General features: G+C 41.4%; 16 protein-coding genes. 4 read left to right on the forward strand and 12 right to left on the reverse strand.

All coding sequences use genetic code 11. From position 1 onward, the window contains the following. Positions 1-22: 22 nt before the first annotated feature. From rhaM to GT360_RS18170, 5 genes are all read right to left on the reverse strand, one after another. Positions 23-337: an L-rhamnose mutarotase gene (gene rhaM / locus GT360_RS18150; RefSeq protein WP_164650365.1), complete on the reverse strand. Its 315-nt coding sequence runs from the start codon at positions 335-337 to the stop codon at positions 23-25. A gap of 11 nt (positions 338-348) precedes the next feature. Next, complete coding sequence (rhaD, locus tag GT360_RS18155; protein ID WP_164650366.1) at positions 349-1161, reverse strand: rhamnulose-1-phosphate aldolase; 813 nt, start codon at positions 1159-1161, stop codon at positions 349-351. After that, complete coding sequence (rhaA, locus tag GT360_RS18160) at positions 1161-2426, reverse strand: L-rhamnose isomerase (RefSeq protein WP_164650367.1); 1266 nt, start codon at positions 2424-2426, stop codon at positions 1161-1163. The genes rhaD and rhaA overlap by 1 nt, the downstream gene beginning before the upstream one ends. Positions 2427-2438: 12 nt before the next feature. Then, a complete protein-coding gene (gene rhaB, locus GT360_RS18165) occupies positions 2439-3812 on the reverse strand; it encodes a rhamnulokinase (protein WP_164650368.1) in 1374 nt (457 codons plus the stop codon). A gap of 162 nt (positions 3813-3974) precedes the next feature. Next, the gene (locus GT360_RS18170; RefSeq protein WP_164650369.1) at positions 3975-5759 is read right to left on the reverse strand and encodes a sodium:solute symporter family transporter; all 1785 of its coding nucleotides are present in this window, start codon (positions 5757-5759) and stop codon (positions 3975-3977) included. Positions 5760-6203: 444 nt separating this feature from the next. On the opposite strand from GT360_RS18170, the gene GT360_RS18175 reads away from it, so the two are divergent. Both GT360_RS18175 and GT360_RS18180 read left to right on the forward strand, forming a co-directional pair. Beyond that, positions 6204-7181: an AraC family transcriptional regulator gene (locus GT360_RS18175; protein ID WP_164650370.1), complete on the forward strand. Its 978-nt coding sequence runs from the start codon at positions 6204-6206 to the stop codon at positions 7179-7181. Between the two features lie 136 nt (positions 7182-7317). Beyond that, positions 7318-8487, forward strand: a complete 1170-nt coding sequence (locus tag GT360_RS18180) for a glycoside hydrolase family protein (RefSeq protein WP_164650371.1) — start codon at positions 7318-7320, stop codon at positions 8485-8487. 49 nt (positions 8488-8536) lie between these two features. Here the strand turns inward: GT360_RS18180 and GT360_RS18185 are convergent, their stop codons facing one another. After that, positions 8537-8881 carry a hypothetical protein gene (locus GT360_RS18185; protein ID WP_164650372.1) on the reverse strand — a complete coding sequence of 115 codons (345 nt, stop codon included), beginning with the start codon at positions 8879-8881 and terminating at the stop codon, positions 8537-8539. Between GT360_RS18185 and GT360_RS18190 the strand changes: the two genes are divergently transcribed. Then, entirely contained in the window at positions 8880-10280 is a 1401-nt protein-coding gene (locus GT360_RS18190) for a BNR-4 repeat-containing protein (protein ID WP_164650373.1), read from the forward strand. The genes GT360_RS18185 and GT360_RS18190 overlap by 2 nt on opposite strands. Positions 10281-10406: 126 nt before the next feature. On the opposite strand, the gene GT360_RS18195 is transcribed toward GT360_RS18190, so the two are convergent. Next, complete coding sequence (locus GT360_RS18195; RefSeq protein ID WP_164650374.1) at positions 10407-10661, reverse strand: hypothetical protein; 255 nt, start codon at positions 10659-10661, stop codon at positions 10407-10409. 463 nt (positions 10662-11124) lie between these two features. Here GT360_RS18195 and GT360_RS18200 point away from each other — a divergent pair, with 463 nt between their 5' ends. Further along, on the forward strand, positions 11125-12000 hold the full coding sequence (locus GT360_RS18200; protein ID WP_164650375.1) for a hypothetical protein: 876 nt from the start codon (positions 11125-11127) through the stop codon (positions 11998-12000). A gap of 212 nt (positions 12001-12212) precedes the next feature. Here GT360_RS18200 and GT360_RS18205 read toward each other — a convergent pair whose 3' ends face one another. From GT360_RS18205 to GT360_RS18225, 5 genes are all read right to left on the reverse strand, one after another. Continuing rightward, positions 12213-13682 (reverse strand): sulfatase, encoded by a 1470-nt coding sequence (locus GT360_RS18205; protein WP_164650376.1) that lies wholly within the window; start codon positions 13680-13682, stop codon positions 12213-12215. A 90-nt stretch (positions 13683-13772) separates the two neighbouring features. Continuing rightward, positions 13773-14468, reverse strand: coding sequence for an oligogalacturonate-specific porin KdgM family protein (locus GT360_RS18210; RefSeq protein WP_164650377.1), 696 nt, complete (start codon positions 14466-14468; stop codon positions 13773-13775). A 525-nt stretch (positions 14469-14993) separates the two neighbouring features. Beyond that, a complete protein-coding gene (locus tag GT360_RS18215; RefSeq protein WP_204274580.1) occupies positions 14994-16661 on the reverse strand; it encodes a glycoside hydrolase family 43 protein in 1668 nt (555 codons plus the stop codon). 21 nt (positions 16662-16682) lie between these two features. Continuing rightward, complete coding sequence (locus GT360_RS18220) at positions 16683-19352, reverse strand: alpha-L-rhamnosidase (protein WP_164650379.1); 2670 nt, start codon at positions 19350-19352, stop codon at positions 16683-16685. Positions 19353-19432: 80 nt separating this feature from the next. Beyond that, entirely contained in the window at positions 19433-21208 is a 1776-nt protein-coding gene (locus GT360_RS18225; protein ID WP_164650380.1) for a sodium:solute symporter family transporter, read from the reverse strand. Between the last annotated feature and the right edge of the window lie 37 nt (positions 21209-21245).

The following is a 21245-nucleotide window of genomic DNA, read 5'->3' on the forward strand; positions in this document are numbered from 1 at the left end:
TTCTTCTCTAGCAATCAAATCACTACGCAAGATAAAACATCTCTCGTAGCTCGGTAGACTTAGGACTCATATCTGGATTCGTATCCATAATATCATCCATGTACTTCCACCACTTCTGACACGCCTCAGATTTTGAAACGTCGTTCCATTTTTCAACAGAGTCTAACTCCACATACCCAAATAGGCAACCGGTTTCATCGTCTAGAAAAATAGAGTAATTTTTTGCCCCTGCGGACTTAAGCTCTTGCACTAACTCTGGAAACACATTGTCATGACGCAATTTATATTCTTCAAATTGCCCTTCATTGACTTTGAGTTTAAACGCTTTTCTAATCACTTAACGCCTCCTTAAGCCAGCACTTTCTCATTGAGTTTTACGTTAAATGCAGACTCTAGCTCTTTAAACTCTTGAGGTTGAATCGTCTGACGTTTGCCACCCATAGCGAGTACTTTCACGAGGATCTCTGCTGCTTTCTCTACTGTATCCATCAGACCAAAGGCTAAACTCAAGTCTTCAGCCGAACAGAAAGTGCCGTGGTGAGCCCAAATCGCTACATCATACTTTTTCATAAGCTCACTGGTATGCTCAGCAATCGCTTTGCCACCAGGTACCATCCAAGGAACAATACCGACACCAGCAGGGAAGACAACTGGACACTCCGTTGCCATCTCCCACAATTCACGAGTGAACGTCTCTGCTTCAAGCGGTAGCACAAACGTAAGGGCAATGAGATTCGTTGTATGTGAGTGCATCACCACACGGTGCTGACCACCGGTGACATCATACTTAACCGAATGATTCATGAGGTGAGCTGGCAGCTCACTTGTCGGCTTAGCATTATTGGTTAATCCCCATAATACTTTGTACTGAGTGCCATCCTGTGAAACCTGGATAACACCAGCGTTCTCTTCGATGCAAACCTCTACATTTCGAAAGTACTTGCCGCTTCCTGTCACCATAAAATACTGATTAGCAAGGTTTGGTACTGCAACACCAATATCAATCCAAGCGTCAGACTCAGAGAAAAAAGGACGCGCTTCTTGCACTTCAGAGTCAGTAAGTCGGTAAGACAAATTACCGCCATTGCGCTCATGCCAGCCTTTTAGCCATGCATCTTGAGTTGTTTTTGTGAATTCTTTAACAAATGCTAACTGTTCCATTACTGACCTCGCTTAAGCAAAACGTCTTCTTCGTAAATCTCAACCGCTCTAAACCAATCTTCGTTCGCCGGAACGTCATTGATTTCACAGAAGTAGTTCCAAATGTCACCTAGTGGATATGTCTTCAGCTCTTCCATAAGAACCAAACGTTGAGTAAAGTCACCTTCATTTTGAAGCTGAGTTAACTTGTCATTTGGCATCAGCATCGCTTCTAGCAGCGCTTTTTGCATATTACGTGTACCTAATACCCATGCAGCTACACGGTTGATGCTCGCATCGAAAAAGTCTAAACCTAGGTAGACTTTATCTAAGCTGTCAGTGCGAACAAGCTCTTTAGCGATTTCCTTCACTTCATCATTGAACGTTACTACGTGGTCGCTATCCCAACGTACTGGGCGAGTCACGTGTAGCGCTAATTCGTCTTGGTAAAGCAACATTGATGAAATCTTATCTGCAACAGACTCAGTAGGGTGGTAGTGGCCGTTGTCAAGCAAACACAATTTATTGTTAGCAATCGCGTAGCCCATGTAGAACTCATGAGAACCTACTGTGTATGACTCTACACCAATGCCAAATACTTTCGATTCAACTGAATCTTTGTTGTACTTCTCATCAACTTCTACCGCGAAAATTTCGTCTAAAGACTCTTTAAGGCGCTGACGAGGCTCAAAGCGATTGCTTGGAGTGTCCTTGTAACCATCTGGAATCCAGATATTAGTCAAACAGGTTTGATCGAGTTCTTTGCCTAGGTATTCACCGATTTTTCGTGAAGCGATACAGTGTTTAACCCAAAAATCGCGCACTTCTTTATCTGGGTGAGAAAGCGTCAAGCCATCACTTGCTTTAGGGTGTGAGAATAGGCTTGGGTTAAAATCTAGACCTAAACCACGCTCTTTAGCCCACTCTACCCAGCCTGCAAAATGCTCTGGCTTTAACTCATCACGTTCTACCACTTCACCATGTGTTTCCGCGTAAAGCGCATGAAGGTTAATCTTGTGCGTACCAGGAATTAAACTCAACGCTTTATCTAAGTCAGCTCGCAGCTCTTGAGCATTTGTTGCTTTTCCTGGGTAGCTACCTGTTGCAGAAATACCGCCAGACAACTCGTGGCGTGCTTCTTCAAAGCCAGTGACATCGTCACCTTGCCAGCAGTGAATAGATACCTTAACGTTTTTTAGCTTTTCTAAAACAGCATCTACATCAATCCCCCATTTTGCATATAGGGACTTGCTTAATTCATATCTATCTTTCAAAGTGTTTTGCATGATCATTCCTACTTATATACTATTCTTCACGTAGCTTTTCGCTGTTTCTAAACTATTAATCTCACCCATTGATAACATCTGAACCATGATATTACCCATACCTGTAGCCTCTACTGGACCAACTACAATTTCTTTTCCTGTCTCTTCTGCAATTAATTCATTGAGAAGCTCGTTCTTACTTCCACCACCAATGATATTAATCTTGCTAATCTTTTTACCTGTAACCTCAACCATTTCATTGATAAATTCCGAGTAGCACTTAGCAAGACTGCGGTAAACACAAATGCAAATCTCCCCTATTTCAGTTGGATACGGCTGACCTGTCTCTTTACAATAATCGACGATTTCTTCGATCATGTTTTCACTAACAAAAAACCGTTCATTGTTTACGTCAATTACCGAAGTAAAGTCTTTGGACTCTCTCGCCATTTGAGCCAACTCTGCGTATGAATACCTGTAATCAAGAATTCTAGATACCTCTTGAATAATCCATAGACCCATAATGTTTTTTAAGAAGCGGAATCGTTTATTGTATCCACCTTCATTGGTAAAATTGTTATTTCTAGACATATCTGAAACGATAGGCTTTTCTACTTCCTTACCTAATAGCGACCAAGTCCCAGAGCTTAGAATTACCCCTTCTTCTTCGATATCGAATACACTTGCGATGAACGCTGAACCAGTATCATGAGTCGCCGGCAGTACGACTTCACAATCAAAACCGATCTTCTCTACAATGCTGTCTTTGAGGCGTCCAATACAGTGTCCAGGGAGTTGAGCCTTGCCAAAAATATCGGGCTTTACACCAGCAACTTCAAGGAGGTCTTTGTCCCATTGGTCACTGTTTACATTAAACATCTGAGTTGTCGTAGCATTTGAATACTCATTAACCTTCTCACCAGTCAGTAGGAAGTTAAGGTAATCAGGAATCATAAGGAAAGACTCAGCGCGATTTTTATCTTCACGATCCATTGAACTCAGTTGATATAACGTATTAAAGCTCATGAACTGAATACCAGTTTTATTGTAAATCTCTTTACAACCGACCTGATCGCATATCGATTCCATTATGCCTTTTGTGCGTTCATCACGATAAGAAACCGTATTACCAATTATATTATCTTGGTTATCAAGTAAAACATAATCAACACCCCAAGTATCAATACCAATACTCTTCGGGATTTTATTTAGCCTCGTACACTCTTCAAGACCTAATAGAACATGAGAAAATAGTGACTCTAAATCCCAACATAGCTGACCATCTTCTTCTGACAACTTATTAGTAAATCTGTAAATCTCTTCGAGAATGATTTTGCCATTTTGTAGAGAGCCTAGTAAGTGTCTACCACTAGATGCACCTATATCTACGGCTAGAAAATAATTCATAGCAACCTCCGATTTGATAATTTAATAATACCGGAAGGCAAATTTTTCAAAATGCCCGATTCTGCCCTAAAGAGTGTCATTTTTTGCAAATTAGAACTTTATTTCATAAAAAAACCACTTCCAACGTAGGAAGTGGTTTCAACTTAAAGTATTTTATACGGCTTATGCGTTAACTTCTTGTTTTGTGACTGTTGTTGTTTCTACAGAACGCTTAGATTTAACTAGAAGAACACCAACAAGAGCCAGAATCGCTGCGATAATAACAAACAGCATTCTACCCCACATAGGGTTTGGTACTAACGTCAAGCTTAATATGAATAATGACGCGATCAGAACCATCTTACCTAGTACACCATTCTGGCGGTTATCCATTGCAATACTTTGTGGTGTATCTTCTACAATCACTTCGGTATCAACGTTAGAGAAGAACTGATCAACCTCTTTTTGTCTCTGCTCAGAATGACCTTTGTAGAAATATTGAGATAGCACAAAGAATGGAAGCGTAATACTCATGTGACCAATCAAGCCCAAGGTCACCGACTTCATCTCAGTGTACTCACGAGAGGTGAGCGGTTGTTCCAAGTTCAGAATAGACTCAATCACCTCAGGAGTCATTCCGAATGCAATAGTACCGGAAACCATCATACCCACTAAAACCGTACCCCATCCCGCCCAATCAGGTGTTTTACGGACGAAGAAACACATAATAGAAGGAATCAAAATTGGGAAGCCAATTAGCGTACTAATGAGCATAGTCAAATCGAATAGACCGAACTCCTTCAGTGACGTTAAGAACAGCGCTGCAATGATGATTACGATACCAAACATCGCAGTTAGCAGCTTACTAACAAAAATGAGGTGCTTTTCACAATGATTCTTACAGAAGTATGGTTCGTACACACTCTTAAGAATGATGCCTGCATTTCTGTTCAGCGCCGAATCCATCGAAGACATTGTAGCCGCAAACATCGCTGCGAGCATGAGTCCTACCATGCCGACTGGCATTTCTCGACTAACAAACATAAAGTAGGTTGCATCCGCTACTTTATTACCAAGACCTGCAAGGCCCCAGGTACTTGTGTCAGGGTAATGCGCAGCAACATACCATGCAGGAACAAACCAAAGAACTGGACCGATCAGCATTAACGTACCTGCTAGCATCGCCGCTTTGCGCGCGTTCTTGGTGTCTTTAGCGGAAATATAGCGATAGGAATCAACCATGTTGTTTGTACTGAAGAACTGTTTAATGAACATGAAAATGAACCAGCCTACAAACAGGTAAGTGTGGTTATATCCGTCACCTACGAATGGCTGCTCAGGGAGCCCAGCTTCCATAAGTGGCATCAAACCTCCAGATTTCCAAATTGCTACAGCACCTGTGACTAATGTCATCGTCGTCAGAATGATCATTTGCATGAAGTCTGAAGCTACAACTGCCCAACTACCGCCGACAAGAGACATAAATAGCACGACACAGCCCGCGACGACGATGGTCTGTTCCAAAGGAACACCGATAACCGCACTTGTGAACACTGCCAGAGCATTAATCCAAATGGATGCTTGTAGCACACTTAATGGCACATTAGCCCAAGTGAATATCTGTTCATTCAAAGGACCGAGACGCATACGAACACCTTCCAAAGGTGTCACTACTCGCATCTGACGTGCTTTAGCGGCGAAGAAAAGGTAGTTACATAAATAGCCTAGTGCATTCGCATAAAAAACGGTTGTGGCAACCGCAAAACCACCGGTTAACGCCTTTCCCATATGACCAGTAAAAGTCATCGCGCTTACGGCAGTCATAAATGATGTAGAACCGACCATCCACCAAAGCATCTTGCCGCCACCACGAAAGTAATCACTCGTAGACGAACTGAAAGATTTAAACGCCATACCGATAGCGATTAAAAAACCAAAGTACACAATGACAACCGCGATATCTACCATAGGGCCACCTTTTCACATTTTAATGTATTCATCTTTTGTTCACTCATATATTTATTATCTGATGCATTAGAATTCTTAATAACTTGCTTTAAAATGCAATCTGCATCACATATTTATCTCGTCTGAATTAAATTTATCTTTTGACTGGGATCACAAAATCAGCACACTCAAAAAATTAACAGAACACAAACAGTTAAACATAGATCACATTATTTAAGAACTATACAGCAATTAGTTCACTGCAATTAGTTAACTTGAGCCATAAACCTACCAGTTTAATTTCCATCCCTTGAGCAAGATCACAAATGAACCAGCGTTTCGATTTACTAAAGTCATAATCATTGTATATTTATTGCCAATAGCAATTAATGGCTATTTTTGATGCCTCACAGGGCAAAATTTGCATCGACATAATTAGAATAATAACTCTATAGGTGGTTAGCGATGAATAAAGGGTTGAACAGAATTGCCGAATACATGAAAGACAACAATGCTGAAGAGCGCGGAATCCTCGACCATCAAAACAGCATTGATATGTCTATCTTCAAGGACGTAGGACGAACGACGATCTCCTTTGACAAGGTTGCCGCCAAAGGCAAGATGATCTCTATCAGGAAGCACACACGTTACATTCATTATCCCGCGCACACCCATGATTATGTCGAACTTTGTTATGTATTGGAGGGAAAGTCTGAACAGCATATTGAAGGGCAAAAAATCCGACTAAACAAAGGTAACATTCTGTTTATGGGGCCAGGCGCTGTTCACGAGATCTTACCGTCGGCAAAAGATGATATTGTCATCAACTTCATCGTCCACAAAAAATTTTTCAATTACATTTTCGAATTTATCGATGACAGCAGCAGCCTGTCTACTTTTTTTATCGATGCCATTTTCAAAAACTCCACATCTAAAGCGCTGATATACGATACGTTAGATAATCAGCCCGTTGAAAGCTTGTTAGATGACATTATCGAACAGTTAACCAATAAAGAAAGGTTTATGGAAGCAAAGATCAAGTTTCTTCTTGGTTTATTGGTTATTGAACTGATTCAGGATACCCCTCAGATCATCGACAAAAAATCTCATGAAAGCAAGGTTTTGGCGCAAGTAATCGGTCATATTGAAAAGGACTTGCAGCAGGCAAATCTCAACAATATTGCTGAGCAACTTAATATGAAAAACTACAACCTTTCTAAGTTAATTAAGAAAGAAAGTGGTAAAACCTTCAACGCGCTATTGCGTGATATCCGTTTTAACAAATTTTGTGAATTGATCAAAGTCACAAATGTGAGTATTAATGAGCTTGCGATCGAAGTTGGATTCTCTAACACAAGTGATTTCTATAGAAAATTCCGAACTAAGTTTGGTATATCACCCCGTGAATATCGCAACATGTCTGACAGCGCAAGGATGTTTTAATCATTATCGTTCAGTACTCTTGATGCAGCAAAAAATGCCCTTAAAGACACCAAAAATCAGCATACTTCTTAGAGACAACTTACATTAAGTTAAAGCGTGTATTAAGAGTTTTTAACCAAGCATCGGGATGTAATATATGTATAACGATTTATCATGGGTAGATAGCGCATGGTCAGATATTGTAAACAAAGTAAAAGTAACAAGTGACGAGTTAGAGGTAAACTTCCCGTCAATGACCACTGATGGCCAATATTGTGATACCCATGCTCCTTGGGCTTGGGTCGTAGGGTTCTGGCCTGGTCTTTTGTGGCTATTGTATGAAAAAGAGCACTACGAACCCTTTAAAACCATCGCAATTAACCGTGAAGAACTGATGGATCAACCTCTTGAGGAGTACGTCAACATCCATCATGATGTCGGCTTTATGTGGCAGCTGACTTCCATCAAACAGTACGAGTTATTCGGAAACGAGAAATCTCGAACGCGCGCTTTGACAGCGGCTAGTCACTTAGCCAGTCGTTTTAATATCGGTGGTAATTTCCTTACAGCTTGGAACAAGAATGACGTCAGCAGTGCCGATCCCCGTGGCTTAAGCATCATCGATAGTATGATGAACCTGCCAATCTTGTATTGGGCAGCAGAGCAGCTTAATTCACCCCGATTTGCTCTGGTTGCCAAGGCCCATGCTGACACTGTTTTGAAAGAGTTCATTCGCCCTGATGGTTCTGTGCGACACATGGTTGAATTCAATTACCTGGAAGGTGGTGTTAAAGCCTATCACGGTGGACAAGGTTATTCTGAAGATTCGGCTTGGAGTCGAGGCGCATCATGGGCGATACACGGTTTTGCTTTAAGCTATAAGTACACTAAGGAGCGCAAGTATCTTGATGCAGCAATGAAAACAGCAGACTTCTTCTTGAGTTGCTTGCCAAATGACCATGTACCACACTGGGACTTCAGAGTGCCAAAAGATGACACGACACCACGAGATACCTCTGCTGCTGCCTGTGCAGCGAGTGGAATGTTGTTGATTGCTGATTTAGTCGACGACAAGAAAGCAGCCGATAAGTACCTCCAAGCGGCAAACAACATTCTTCATAGTCTACATCAGAAATATACTACGTTTAATCAACCTAGCGAACAGGGCATTTTGACGGGTGGCGCTTTCAATGTGCCAAAAGGCTTGGGTGTCAACTGTTCACTGATTTATGGTGACTACTATTATGTGGAGGCTATTTCAAAGCTCGTTGACAAAGTGACATTAGCTGATAAAAATCAGGTTCTAAAAACTGAGTGTTGCGAATAGATATTTTGCAAAAAATGACGGCGTGAATAATATTTTTTCGCCGTCAACTTTATTTTGCAATTAATGGCACTCCAATCATTTTTAAAAATTTATTTCTACAACATAAGATAGAATGCAATTTTTGACCCTTCCTAAACCAAACTTCCCTCTTTAATGTGACTGTAACTTCATCATATGCTTTGGTTAATAGTTTAGTTTTTCCTAAAACATCATAAAGACTATTAGATTTAAAAAAGCTATTTCTCAAATGTACCCCTATATAGGCACCGCCTGTAAGTATTAAAGGAATAATGATGAAATTTGGTCCAATAAACACCCTACAAAAAACTTTACGCAATCCGTCAAAAGGTATTTTCAAAAAAACCTTGTTGGCCCCTGCAATCTCAGTCGCCATGTTGTCAGCAGCATTTGGCACTCATGCAGCACAAGAGGCAAACGATCAAAAGCAAATGGTCGATTATTTTGCTGATAACGGATTTGGCAACCCCCTTGCTTTAGTACAAGCGCCCGCCGGGATTCACGAAAACGGTGTGACTTACTTAACTTATCAAGGTACATTAGAAGACCCTTACGTTGTCGCTTATAACCACAACACTGGCGAATGGCAAGGTCCTATCAAAGCGGGCTTTAGTGAGTTAGGCAAAGACAACTACTGGGCTCCGTCTGGACGTCCTATTGATAACCATGGTAAACCAACCATGATTATCGATGATTTAGGCTATATTCACATCTTTTTCGGAGGACATGGTGGTAGTGCCCGCCACGGTGAAAATCCACTCGGTGATGTCCACGATGGCAAAAATAAACACATCGTATCCAAGAAGCCTTACGACATTTCGGCATGGGTGGAGTTAGATAACATTCCACCTTTCGGAAACTACAACCAAGCCGTAAAAATGGACAATGGTGATATTTATCTATTCTACCGCCACGGTGCTCATGAAAGTGACTGGGTTTACCAAAAATCGACCGACCATGGGCGTACATTTGAAGCACCTATCTCTTTCTTAAAGCATAAACAGCGAGAGGACATTGAAGCCGTAGACAGTTGGTATGCTTGGGCAACCAAAGGAAATGGCGATGATATTATCATCACCTATGATTACCATCCTTGCTGGAGCATTCACGCAAACAATGGTCGCGGTCACACAACAGAGCGGCATAATGCGTACTATATGGTTTTCAATACCAAAACCGGTAAGTGGAGTAACATTGAGGGCGATACATTCGAGCTTCCTGTCACTCGTGAACTTGCTAACGAAAAAACACTTGTATTAGATACGGGCGAAAAATGGACGTTCAACGGTTCAGTCCACTTGGATCAGAATGGTTACCCTCATATTGGCACTAATATTGGTGTTGATTTAGGAGTGAAGAAAACGGGTGGGCCAAAGCAAACTTCTCACATTCGATGGACTGGTGAAGAATGGGTCGGTGGCACGGCAGTCAACCCTGCAGCGGTCAACTGGGGTGTTGATACTCGCGGCGACTTCTTCATCACTTCACCCACCGATATCACTTTTGCCCTCGGCTACAAGGAAGAAGGTGAAGGTGTTGTCGCTTACTTCAATTCCAAAGACGGTGGAGAAACTTTCGAGAAACAGAAAGAACTCCTTCGAAAAGGGCAATCCGGCTGGGCGATGTCCGCTATGATCACCAACGCACACCCTGATGCTAGATTTTTTGTTGCGGAAAAGCCTAAAGGTGAAAAGGAGTGGAGAAATCTCTACCTTCTTGGTGACAATGGTGCGGTAATGCGTGCACAAGAAGACGCTGACATTAGAGTCAAATAGAATCTAGATTCAAAGCAATAAAAAACGCCTAACCAAAAACCGGTTAGGCGTTTATGCATGGGGCATAAAATTTGGACAAATAAAACGAACTTAGTAAGATCTAAACCTAGGTGTCCAAGCGCAGACTTAATAAGACATATCAATGGCTAAATCTAAGTCAAACTCGTACTTACTTTCCATAGCGATCTCATTGCACTGTTCAGCGCTTAGAGACCACGTTTCGTTTTCTATACGGGACTCCATTTCAGACATGAACTCGACTCTTCCTTTGTCGCTGTTTGAAGCCAAAGCTACACCATAAGCTTCACAGACTTCTTGGTCAGTCATTGCAAATGCACCCAAAGACATTGCTGCAGCGATACAACCCACTAATACTCTCATCTTCACTTCTCCTCTGTTTTGTTTGCTTTCGACGTAACCCTAGATCAAGTCACATAATTCGCAAGATAATTTTTCTTGCTCTAGTGAAACCACGTGAATATGCGCAGACATAGCCCTATTTAAAGTAATTCTTTGCCCCGACCCCAAAAATCACAAAAGCTACATCACAAAACAACACGATAACCCTGCAAAACCAAATATCGCAATTGACACACACGAAAAAACAAAACTAACAACCAAAGTAAGTGAAACTCTTATTCACTTAGACTAAATGTCATCGTCTATTACTGCGTTATTCGCGACATATACACATTGCAACCTTTGACCTTCATGAAAATAAATATCGACATCAACTCCAGTTCTAACCAAAGGTAAAATTAAGTATCCCTCTGTTTTTATTAACAATAGGGGTAGATAGAACCAGTGATTTACTAAGTACTATTAAGAAGAGGACTAACCTACAATGAACAAAAAATACACTCTCCCCTTTCTGCTCGCTTTAAGCGTATCGGCGTACGCTGATGCCAATGAAGAAAATACCGCAAAACAAGAGACCGTTGATATCTCACAATTCTATCAACAAGATGGCACTGACCCTACTTGGTCACAAGTATTGAGTACCGATGCTCTAAAACCCCTACAAACCTTTACGTCGCAGGGTGTTGATGGTTCTCGCATTACGATCAATCGTGAGAAAGTAGAAACCGGCCCTTATGGGAACCGACCAATCAACAGTGAAGAAAATCAATATCGAATTCATACCGTTGGCCACCCGTCGATCACACAAGACCAGTTTCATTTGTGGAGCCGCTGGTATCAAGAAGACGGTAATACACAAATCTTCCGCTTATTTAAAGATGAAGAAAATGTCAGTAACAAGCGAAAGCTGGCTGCTCGAGTTGAAGCGTTTAGCCCAGAAGCGCGTTGGTTACCTGAACCCGGAGTTTGGCACGAGTTTTCTGCGCGGTTTAATGTTCTAAAGTCTGCAGGTTGCTCTACAAAACCAGGGAAAGAGCATTACTGCTCGCTATTCCAGGCGAAAGGTAATAACGTAGATCACTGGTCAGTGATGCTAAGAGTGCACGGTGATGGGAGTCTATGGTTCTACCCGCGAGGTGGTAAACACACTAAAATTCGTGACAACGTGATTGGTCAACCGTTTGATATGAAGGTTCGTGATAATGGTTTGGACTATGAAATGTATATTGACGGCGATTTAGTGGGGACGGGGCAATCTTTACGTACCGAAGAAATCGGCTTCAGATGGGGCATTTATGTTGGTGCAACAGAAGTTCTCGATGACATTTTAGTTCTCGTTACGGGCGTCGACATGTCTTAGATTTTGCGCAATGACCTACTAGCTTGCTCGAGAGAATTGCATGATAAAAAGTGAACAGAGCAACTAATCGTCGTCAGTACAACAACCTCAGTAGTTACCTCTGTTCTCTTTCATTTTCTACTAAACTTACGACACCAAGTTGCATTCTATTACCTAAACAATACAATGTTTGAGCGTTAACTCACTTTTACATGCTTAGACAAAGTCTACTGTTAATCATTTCTGTCAAAAACAGGTCTATCATTAAAGGACGGTGCATCTACAGGATATTGTTCATGAAGTTTATTGGTCATTTTTTCCTGTATTGATTCGTACTCTGCAATATCAATGACATTGCTTGTCGCGATGTCGGAATCTGCGTGCAAATACAGTTCTCTTGACAAAATTTCTTGTGTTTCTGACACCCTCCATTCAGAGTATCGCCATGTGCCATCGGTTACCGTTACACCCATCTTGGTGGTTGCTTCTTTGGCAAAGACACTATAAGCAACATCTTTTACCTCTTCATTCGGATCATCAACTATGGGTAAAAGGCTAACGCCATCTAGGTTAGGCATGGGCAATCCTGCAGCATCAATAATAGTTGGGAATATGTCGACATTTTCTACTATCGAGTTTGACTGCTCGCCTACTGCTGCACTCTTATGCTTAGTTTCTCGACTAATTATCAACGGAACTCTCGCATCTATTTCCATGTTACTATGCTTGTTCCACGCCCCATATTCCCCAAGCTTGTAGCCATGGTCACTCATTAATACAACGATAGTATTTTCTCTTAGCCCTAAGTCGTCTAAAGAGGTCATCACTCTACCCAATTGTGCATCCATGTAGCTTACTGTCGCATAATAGGCATGAATTAGTGTCTTGGTCAGTAAATCGTCGGTATAGCCTTCTTTGGGTATACCTCCATAACTTCTTAGTTCATTCCAATTTGTTAACGACAAGGCTGGCATATTGTCAGGCACTGCCCTTGATGGCACCACAAACTGTTCACGTTCATACAAATCCCAATATCTTTTCGGCGCATTGAAAGGAAGATGCGGTTTACTAAAACCGACAACCATCAAAAAAGGATCATCTTTTATTTCATTCAGTGCACGCACGGCATCTCTAGCGACTTGACCATCTTTATAAAAATCATCATCAACATCACCCGCATCATAAGCAAATTTGTTGAGCTCTTTTTCAGGTTCTGAATAAAAATTAGGGAGTTTTTCTATATGAGTGCTCCACTGATCTACATCATCTGTCGAGTGGTGGAATACTTTGCCAATACTTATTGTTTTGTAACCGTGCTCCCTAAATAACTGTGGCATCGAAATCACGTTTGGTTGATTTGGGCGCAGTCTCCCCTGCTGATTGATAGTGTAAAGACCTGTGGTTTCAGGCCTCAGACCAGTCAAGATACTTACTCGTGAAGGCCCGCATATTGCCTGTTGTGCATAGGCCTTGTTAAATTGCATCCCTTCCGCTGCCAATTTATCAATGTTTGGAGTTTGTACTTGATTATGACCATAGCTGCCGATATCAACTCGAAGATCATCAACTAAAAACACCAATACGTTTGTATGTAATTCTGATGCAGATGATATATTCGTTTGCAGACCAAGTGAAAGAGCAGCACATAGTAATAAACTACTACTTTTCCTCTTTGGTAAAACAGAACTATTTTTAATTTTCATTCTAAAACCTTACAATTATATATGACCACAAAAAAAGGCCGCCAATCATTTAAAATTAGCAGCCTTAATTAAGAAAAGTAAAATTACCCACTAGAAGCTATACAGTACTCCGACGCGCGTTCGTAATTGATACTCATCAGACTTCCAATGTACAGGTACAGCGGCAAGATTTACAAACGGAGTAAGCCCTCTTGCAACTCGATAGTATGTACTGAACTCAAGCTCTTGCTTAAATTCTTTCCCATTATAATATCTCTGACCATCCAACCCCTTGTGATAGTCATATTTTACGCCAAGTCTTAGAGGCCCATCAGCATAGTTGATGCTTGCTTGATATTGACTCTTTTCGGTTGTTGAACCATTAGAGTTATCCTCTTGACGAACAAAAAACTCATGTTTGTATAAAAGTGTGGTAGAAAAACCAGCCCCAAGTTTGTAAGTCATAGCAAACATAGGTTTCCAACCAATGCCGCTACCCGTTGCCGTTGCTTGTAGCTGTGGGGTTAATCTGATTGTGTCGTTTAGATCATAACGGTAGCCAAGCTGAGCTTCGGTACTAGAAAGTGCATAACGGTCCAATTTCTCTCCTTTATGAACAGCCTGGAGCCCCATGAACGTTTTACCTGTACTACCAGAAAGCTTTACCAAGGTAGCATTTGTATTATTCGGGTTGAACTGTTCAGCTTTAGGAAGATATTCCTGACGTACCATTAGAGTTGTCGCTGACACAGAGGTACTTAACACTGCCGATGCGACCGCCAAAGTTAGTAGATTAGCTTTTTTCATCTCTCAAATCCTTTGTATTTTGTTATAAATTATTCAATATTAATATTTACAAGCATAATTAAAAATCAGAAATAGAAATCAATTAAACCGCATAACCATGAGACAATTAACCAATATTTCTTAACTTTTATGACCGTACACATAAAACATTAAAAATGTAATAACGACCAAGTTCAAAAGTGAACAATTAACTTGTATGAAATAATTATTACAACAATCTAAAATTTACTTAAGATAAATTTTAGATATACTAGACGACAATTTTTGCAAACTTATCAACAATAAAAAATCAAGCATAAATGCAGGAAAAAAACAGATCTCAGATCTCACAAACGCACCTTTCTTCCTAAAGATCAAAAATTTGAGACATCTGTCTGTTTTAGTTGGGGTTGACAGCCAGAGTCATTTCAGCAGTTGTTTAATAAGCAACGCTATCTTTTGCACTAGCCAAAGTCTTGTATATGAACTATTTCAAACCAACTGTTACTTTTTGTCGTCTCCGATCAACTAAAATGAGGTATTAAATCAACCTTTAGGACCATCGTAGTCATATGAAAAGAAATGTATATCGATATACCCTTTACTCTCGACTTCATTCCATGTAAAAAAACCTAGCCTATCTCCAGTCCAATTCCCAAATTCAATTTTAAACTTAGGGCCAAAGTACTGATATATTTCTCCATCAAAACTATATTCAAAAAAAGCACAGTTACCATTATTTGTTGTTTTAACATAGAGACTATCAGACTCAACTATTGGGCCTATGATCTCTTCAGCCTGTGCATTCATATAGAACAGTCTTTTGTTACTATCTGAACAAAATTTGACGCCCAATAAATTGAATACCCCTCCGAAGCGAGCAAGCCCCCCGACCTGACCTGGTTCCATTCCTTCAACATTGATTTTTGCAACCGCTACACCATGAGAATCTCCCATAATTCTCTGGCTAACGGTATTACACGCACGCCAAAAATCAGAACAAGACCCATCACTGTTGGTCCATTGATTCGTTTTAGGACCATACCCTTCTGTACTAGGCACTAACTTGCTTGCCTTAAGTCGAAGAGAACCCGGTTTTTCTGTCAGTGACCAGTGTGAGTCTCTTGGGTTATGATTCCACTCCCACTGCAGACCAAGCGTTTCTGAATTAAAGTCATCATCGCTTAAAGGAGCTTGGATAGGGAAACCATTAATAGGTTTACGGAAACGTTTAACCGGCTCGCCGATTCCATCACCATTTTCATCAATACCAATGATTGGCCAATCATCGATCCATTCAACCGGCTCCAAGCACTGAACTCGGCCTTGAAACGGATCAACGTCATTTTGAACCAATTGGTGCATATACCACCATGACTTGTCTGGCGCTTGCAGTAATGCCCCTTGGCTCGCACTTCTGTGACCAAAGTGGCTTCCTTTCTGCATCACAACTTTTTTCTCGTAAGGACCATAGATACTTTCAGATGATCTCAGCACTACTTGTTTGCGGTCGTTTTTCTTGTTGATTTTTCCAAGGCCTGTCGAGCTGTCTCCAATCGTCCATTCAGCCAAAAATACATACCAGTATCCATTAAACTTATAGATTTTGGCTGCCTCCGCGCCGATTCCAGAATACACCTCCTGACCATCGTCAATAATGGATAATCCATCCCAACTCATCTCATAAATCACGTTAGTATTTACTGGTGATGGTTCATCAGCATGCTCAGCTTTTACACCAGCGTTAACGATGATGTATGCCTTACCCGATTCTTTATCCCAATAGACGGCAGGGTCATCCATAACGTAGGAAGTGTCTAACATAATCTTAGGCTCACTCCATGGGCCCGCAATATCCTTCGCCGTAGTCACCATCAATCCATGGTTATAATCTATTTGATAGATGTACCATGTCCCATCGTTGTAGGCTAAATCGCCCGCCCAGACACCAAAAGAGTAGCCATTCATTCGGTCCCAGTTATATTCAGGAGCCCATGTTAATCGATTAAATCCGAACCCAACATTTGTCCAATTGACCATGTCTTTCGATGACAAGATAGGCATGCCCGGTGCCATGTGTTGCTTTGACGTAATCATGTAGTAGGTATCACCTACTTGTTCAATATCTGAATCAGGATAGTCGGCATTTAAAACCGGATTAATATAAGTGCCATCGCCTTGATCGCCCCAACTTCCAACGTTACTTTTTAACATACTTATTTCCATAAAATTTTCTTAAATACAAGCGACTTCTTTAGCCGTCGCCATCACTTCAATTTTGTAATGACCTGAGCCTAATCGAATTTCGGCGCGGTCATTAATAGTTTCACCATCGACTGTCGTAATCGTGTAGCCTTCTACTTTGACAATGGCAGACGAGTTAAATGGAACTTCAATTTCGAGAAGGTAATTATGTGCATCTTGCTTCTTCCAAGATGACTTAATGTCACCATAAGCTGTACTATAGCTACCTGATGCGTTATTCAATTTTTTAGTTAATCTCGGACTGATACAAAAAGTCTGGAAACCTGCTGTTGACTCAATCGGCTTGATCCCGAGAATATTACTGTATAGCCACTGCCCTACCGCACCATAGGCATAGTGGTTAAATGAATTCATACCTGGATCTCTCAGTACGCCGTCAGATTGAATACCATCCCAGTGTTCCCAGATGGTCGTCGCCCCTAATTTGACTTGGTGTAACCATGATGGATAGGAATCTTTCAGGAGTAGACTGTATGCAGCTTCTGGATAACCATTGTCGCTCAGGGCATCACAGATATGTGGCGTTCCCAGGAAACCAGTATTCAAATGGCCATCATTTTTCTCAATCAACGATACAAGGCCAGAAGCAAGCATTGGTTTCTGCTCCGCTGAAACTAGATCAAAATACAGAGGCAGAATATGAGAAGTCTGAGTCTTAGGTACTCGCTCTCCGAACTCGCCAATGAACTCAGATACAAACTTTTCCTGTATCTTTGAATACAGTTGAGAGAAGTAAGCCTCTCCCTTTTCGTAACCTAAAATTCCTGCGATCTGTGCTAAAAGTTTTGTGGAATATGCAAAATAGGCCGTCCCTGTGAAACGTGTTGGTGTACCGCCAAAAAAACTACCTTTCTCAGCATCAAGTGCCAACCAGTCACCAAACTGAATGCCGATATCAAACACATAATCTACTGATTGATTCTCAACAAAGTAGATGTAGTCACACATCGATTGATAGTTTTCTCTCAATACATCAGTGTCCCCATACATGAGATACATATGCCAAGGAATAATCACTATCGCATCGCCCCAACCCGCTGCGGAATGAGTGCTTTTTTTAAAGAAATGATGATCGTCGACGCGGCCTGTTAGTGTATCTGGCACAACGAAAGGAATGCCTCCTTCCGGTAGTTGATCGCAGCGAACATCAACTAACCATTTAGAGAAAAAGCTCTTTGAGTCATAGAGGTAACAGGCTGTCTTTGAGAAGATTTGAGCATCACCAGTCCAACCTAATCGCTCATCACGTTGCGGGCAATCGGTCGGAATATCAACAAAGTTTCCACGCATTCCCCATCGAATATTCTCATGGAGTTTATTCAACAAAGAGTTAGAACATTCGAAATTTCCTGTCTGCTCCATCGCTGTGTGCAACACAGTTGCTTCGATATGATCAATCACTATGTCATCGCAGGACTTAGTGATTTTTGCATATCTAAAGCCCTGAAAAGTAAAGTGAGGAACATATCTATATTGCTTATTGGCACCAAGAATAAAGGTGTTTTTCTGGGCGGCGGTACGCAGGTTTTCTGTATGTACATTGCCATCTTGGTCAAGCACTTCAAAGTGCTCAATCGTTACTTTCTCACCTTCATTTCCGGAAATTTTTAGTTCAACAACACCAGAAATATTTTGCCCAAAATCAACGACTGTCTCTTGCTTAGGTGTTTTAAGAATTGATTTAGGTTTCAGTGTTTCTATGGCTTTTATACTAGCGCCAGTTTGTGGCTTGAGAGCGCGACTGTCGAAAGGCACAACCTGACAGTGTTTCCAATCATGCTTACATAACGATTTATGATTCCAATCTAAGCTTTCCTTTCTAGCATCATAGATTTCACCATCATAGATACTAGAAAACACCACCGGAGAGGCTTTGTATAGCCATGTGTCGTTACTCGCAATGACCTCTTCTTCGCCACTTTCATAACGCACCACAACCTGGCAAATAATGCCGGGCTTTTCAGCGTATAAGGCGCTATCACCTAACCAACCTAAACGCCCGCAATACCAGCCAGCTCCAACATGCATGGTAATCACGTTCTGTTCTTTAATTTGCTCGGTAATGTCGGCAGATTGATAAAGGTGATTTTCATTATAACTGGTGAAACCAGGCTTAAGCACCCCGTCTATCACCTCAGTGTCATTGAAGTACGCTTGATAAATTCCACCAGCTGTCGCATGAACAGTGACTGATTTAACCTGATGAATTCGCTCGATGTTAAAACACTTTTTAATGTAAAAAGCTTGTTGTTCATACGGTGTATCGTCGTCACCACAGGTTATATATCGAGCTATCCACGGCTCATTGACGATACCTGTTAAGAAATTTGACGCCTTCCAATCTGTGACTCGGTTTTGGCTATTCCAACATCTAACACGCACAAAATACGAAGTCGAACTTTTCAGAACAAGAGCGTCCGTTTTAACGTTAGCACTACAATCACTTTCAACCCTGCCTGAATCGAGTATCAGCTTTTTAAAACAGCTCGTTGTCGAGACTTGGTATTGATAAGCAACTTGGACATCATTGCGAGATGCGCTTCTCACTTTCCAAGTCAATTTAGGCATAGACTCGAGACAATTTGTCTCTAATTGATTGTTGAGATAGAGCTTGTCTATATATAATTTGTCTTCTTTCATGGATCTACTTTCAACATATTTGAATTGAAAAAAGCACATACCCAGTCGTTCAGTATGTGCTCACATTACAATGCCCCCAACTAGTCAGTAGCAGCCGATAGTTTGTAGTCTGGTTTTTTCACTGCTTTCAGCAGAGCAACACCGATACCGGCAACAATCATAGCCATGAATAGGAAGATCATTTTTCCCCAAAGCGGGTTAGGAACTAGCGTCAACAGAAGAATAAAGCCAGCGGCAACAAGAATCATTTTGCCCAACACTTGGCACTGTCTGTTATCTAACTCAATACTTTCAGGCGTGTCCTCTACAACTACCTCGGTTGCAACATTTGAGAAGAACTTTTCGATGTTCTTCTCACGCTCAGGAGCTAAGCCCTTGTAGAAGAATTGAGAGCAAACAAAGAACGGTAGAGTAATTAGGCCATGTCCAATAACACCAAGTGTTACAGATTTCATTTCCGTAAACTCACGATTAGTCAATGGCTGCTCCAAGTTTAATAAGCTCGCAATCATCTCTGGTGTAATTACAAATGCAATGGTCGCTGATACACACATACCGACTAAGATTGTACCGCCCACTGCCCACTCTGGTGTTTTCTTAATGTAGAAGCCCAACAAAGCCGGAATCAGAATCGGGAAACCAATCAGAGTATTAATCAGCATGGTCAAATCAAACAAACCGTACTGTCTAAGCGATGAAAGCCCAAGAGCCGCTAGAATGATCACAACCCCAAATGCTGCTGTTAGCATCTTGCCGACTTTCAAAAGGTGTTTTTCTGAAGCACCTTTATTAATATATGGCTGGTAGATACTCTTAATGACAATACCGGAGTTACCATTCAAACCAGAATCCATTGAGGACATCGTCGCTGCGAAGATTGCCGCGAGCAGCAGACCTATCATACCCACTGGCATTTCGCGTTTAACGAAAATGTAATAAGTTGCGTCTGTGACTTTATTACCTAAGCCTGTAATACCCCATGTTGAAGGATCTGGGTAATGGCCTGAAACAAACCATACCGGCAAGAACCAAACCAACGGACCGACTAACATAAGTGATGCCGCCAGCAATGCCGCTTTTCGAGCATTCTTAGTATCTTTTGCAGTGATGTATCGGTATGAACTCAACATGTTGTTCGTCGTCAAGAACTGCTTGATAAACATACATAGGAACCAACCTACAAATAGGTAAGTGTAGTTGTAACCGTCACCAATAATTGGGTTCTCTGGAAGACCATTCGACATGAGTTCAACAACACCGCCGCCCTTCCACAGCGCGACAAGACCAGTCACCAATGTCATCACAGTTAGAATAACCATCTGCATAAAGTCCGACGCAATAACGGCCCAACTGCCTCCAATCAAGGACATGAAAACAACGATACTGCCTGTAACAACAATCGTCACTTCCAATGGGACACCAACGACTGCACTTGCGAAAACCCCAAGCGCATTCACCCAAATAGCCGCCTGAAGAATACCCAAAGGCATTCTAGACCACATCATGATCTGTTCGTTAATACGGCCATAACGCATCCTCACACCTTCTAAAGGTGTAATCACTCGCATTTGTCTAGCTTTCGCAGCAAAGAACAGGTAGTTACATAAAAAACCCAGTGCAGAGGCATAAAACACAACAATTGCAACAGCGAAGCCACCCGTGAGACTTTTACCCATATGACCCGTAAACGTCATCGCACTGACTGCGGTCATGAATGAGGTTGACCCCACCATCCACCACAGCATCTTGCCGCCTCCCCTAAAATAGTCGCTGGTATTAGAACTGAACTTTCTGAATGCCCAACCGATCGCAATTAAGAAACCGAAATAGACAAAGAGTATAGCGATATCAATCATACTTCCCTCTCAACCTTCCATTAATAATCCGTTTACT

It is taken from the genome of Vibrio astriarenae (assembly GCF_010587385.1).
Classification (GTDB): Bacteria; Pseudomonadota; Gammaproteobacteria; order Enterobacterales; family Vibrionaceae; genus Vibrio; species Vibrio astriarenae.

Bases quoted from the DNA above. Each gene is read 5' to 3' on its own strand.
- rhaD (WP_164650366.1), bottom strand. From the start codon at position 1,161: ATGGAACAGTTAGCATTTGTTAAAGAATTCACAAAAACAACTCAAGAT.
- rhaA (WP_164650367.1), bottom strand. From the start codon at position 2,426: ATGCAAAACACTTTGAAAGATAGATATGAATTAAGCAAGTCCCTATAT.
- rhaB (WP_164650368.1), bottom strand. From the start codon at position 3,812: ATGAATTATTTTCTAGCCGTAGATATAGGTGCATCTAGTGGTAGACAC.
- GT360_RS18170 (WP_164650369.1), bottom strand. From the start codon at position 5,759: ATGGTAGATATCGCGGTTGTCATTGTGTACTTTGGTTTTTTAATCGCT.
- GT360_RS18175 (WP_164650370.1), top strand. From the start codon at position 6,204: ATGAATAAAGGGTTGAACAGAATTGCCGAATACATGAAAGACAACAAT.
- GT360_RS18180 (WP_164650371.1), top strand. From the start codon at position 7,318: ATGTATAACGATTTATCATGGGTAGATAGCGCATGGTCAGATATTGTA.
- GT360_RS18190 (WP_164650373.1), top strand. From the start codon at position 8,880: ATGTTGTCAGCAGCATTTGGCACTCATGCAGCACAAGAGGCAAACGAT.
- GT360_RS18185 (WP_164650372.1), bottom strand. From the start codon at position 8,881: ATGGCGACTGAGATTGCAGGGGCCAACAAGGTTTTTTTGAAAATACCT.
- GT360_RS18195 (WP_164650374.1), bottom strand. From the start codon at position 10,661: ATGAGAGTATTAGTGGGTTGTATCGCTGCAGCAATGTCTTTGGGTGCA.
- GT360_RS18200 (WP_164650375.1), top strand. From the start codon at position 11,125: ATGAACAAAAAATACACTCTCCCCTTTCTGCTCGCTTTAAGCGTATCG.
- GT360_RS18205 (WP_164650376.1), bottom strand. From the start codon at position 13,682: ATGAAAATTAAAAATAGTTCTGTTTTACCAAAGAGGAAAAGTAGTAGT.
- GT360_RS18210 (WP_164650377.1), bottom strand. From the start codon at position 14,468: ATGAAAAAAGCTAATCTACTAACTTTGGCGGTCGCATCGGCAGTGTTA.
- GT360_RS18215 (WP_204274580.1), bottom strand. From the start codon at position 16,661: ATGTTAAAAAGTAACGTTGGAAGTTGGGGCGATCAAGGCGATGGCACT.
- GT360_RS18220 (WP_164650379.1), bottom strand. From the start codon at position 19,352: ATGAAAGAAGACAAATTATATATAGACAAGCTCTATCTCAACAATCAA.
- GT360_RS18225 (WP_164650380.1), bottom strand. From the start codon at position 21,208: ATGATTGATATCGCTATACTCTTTGTCTATTTCGGTTTCTTAATTGCG.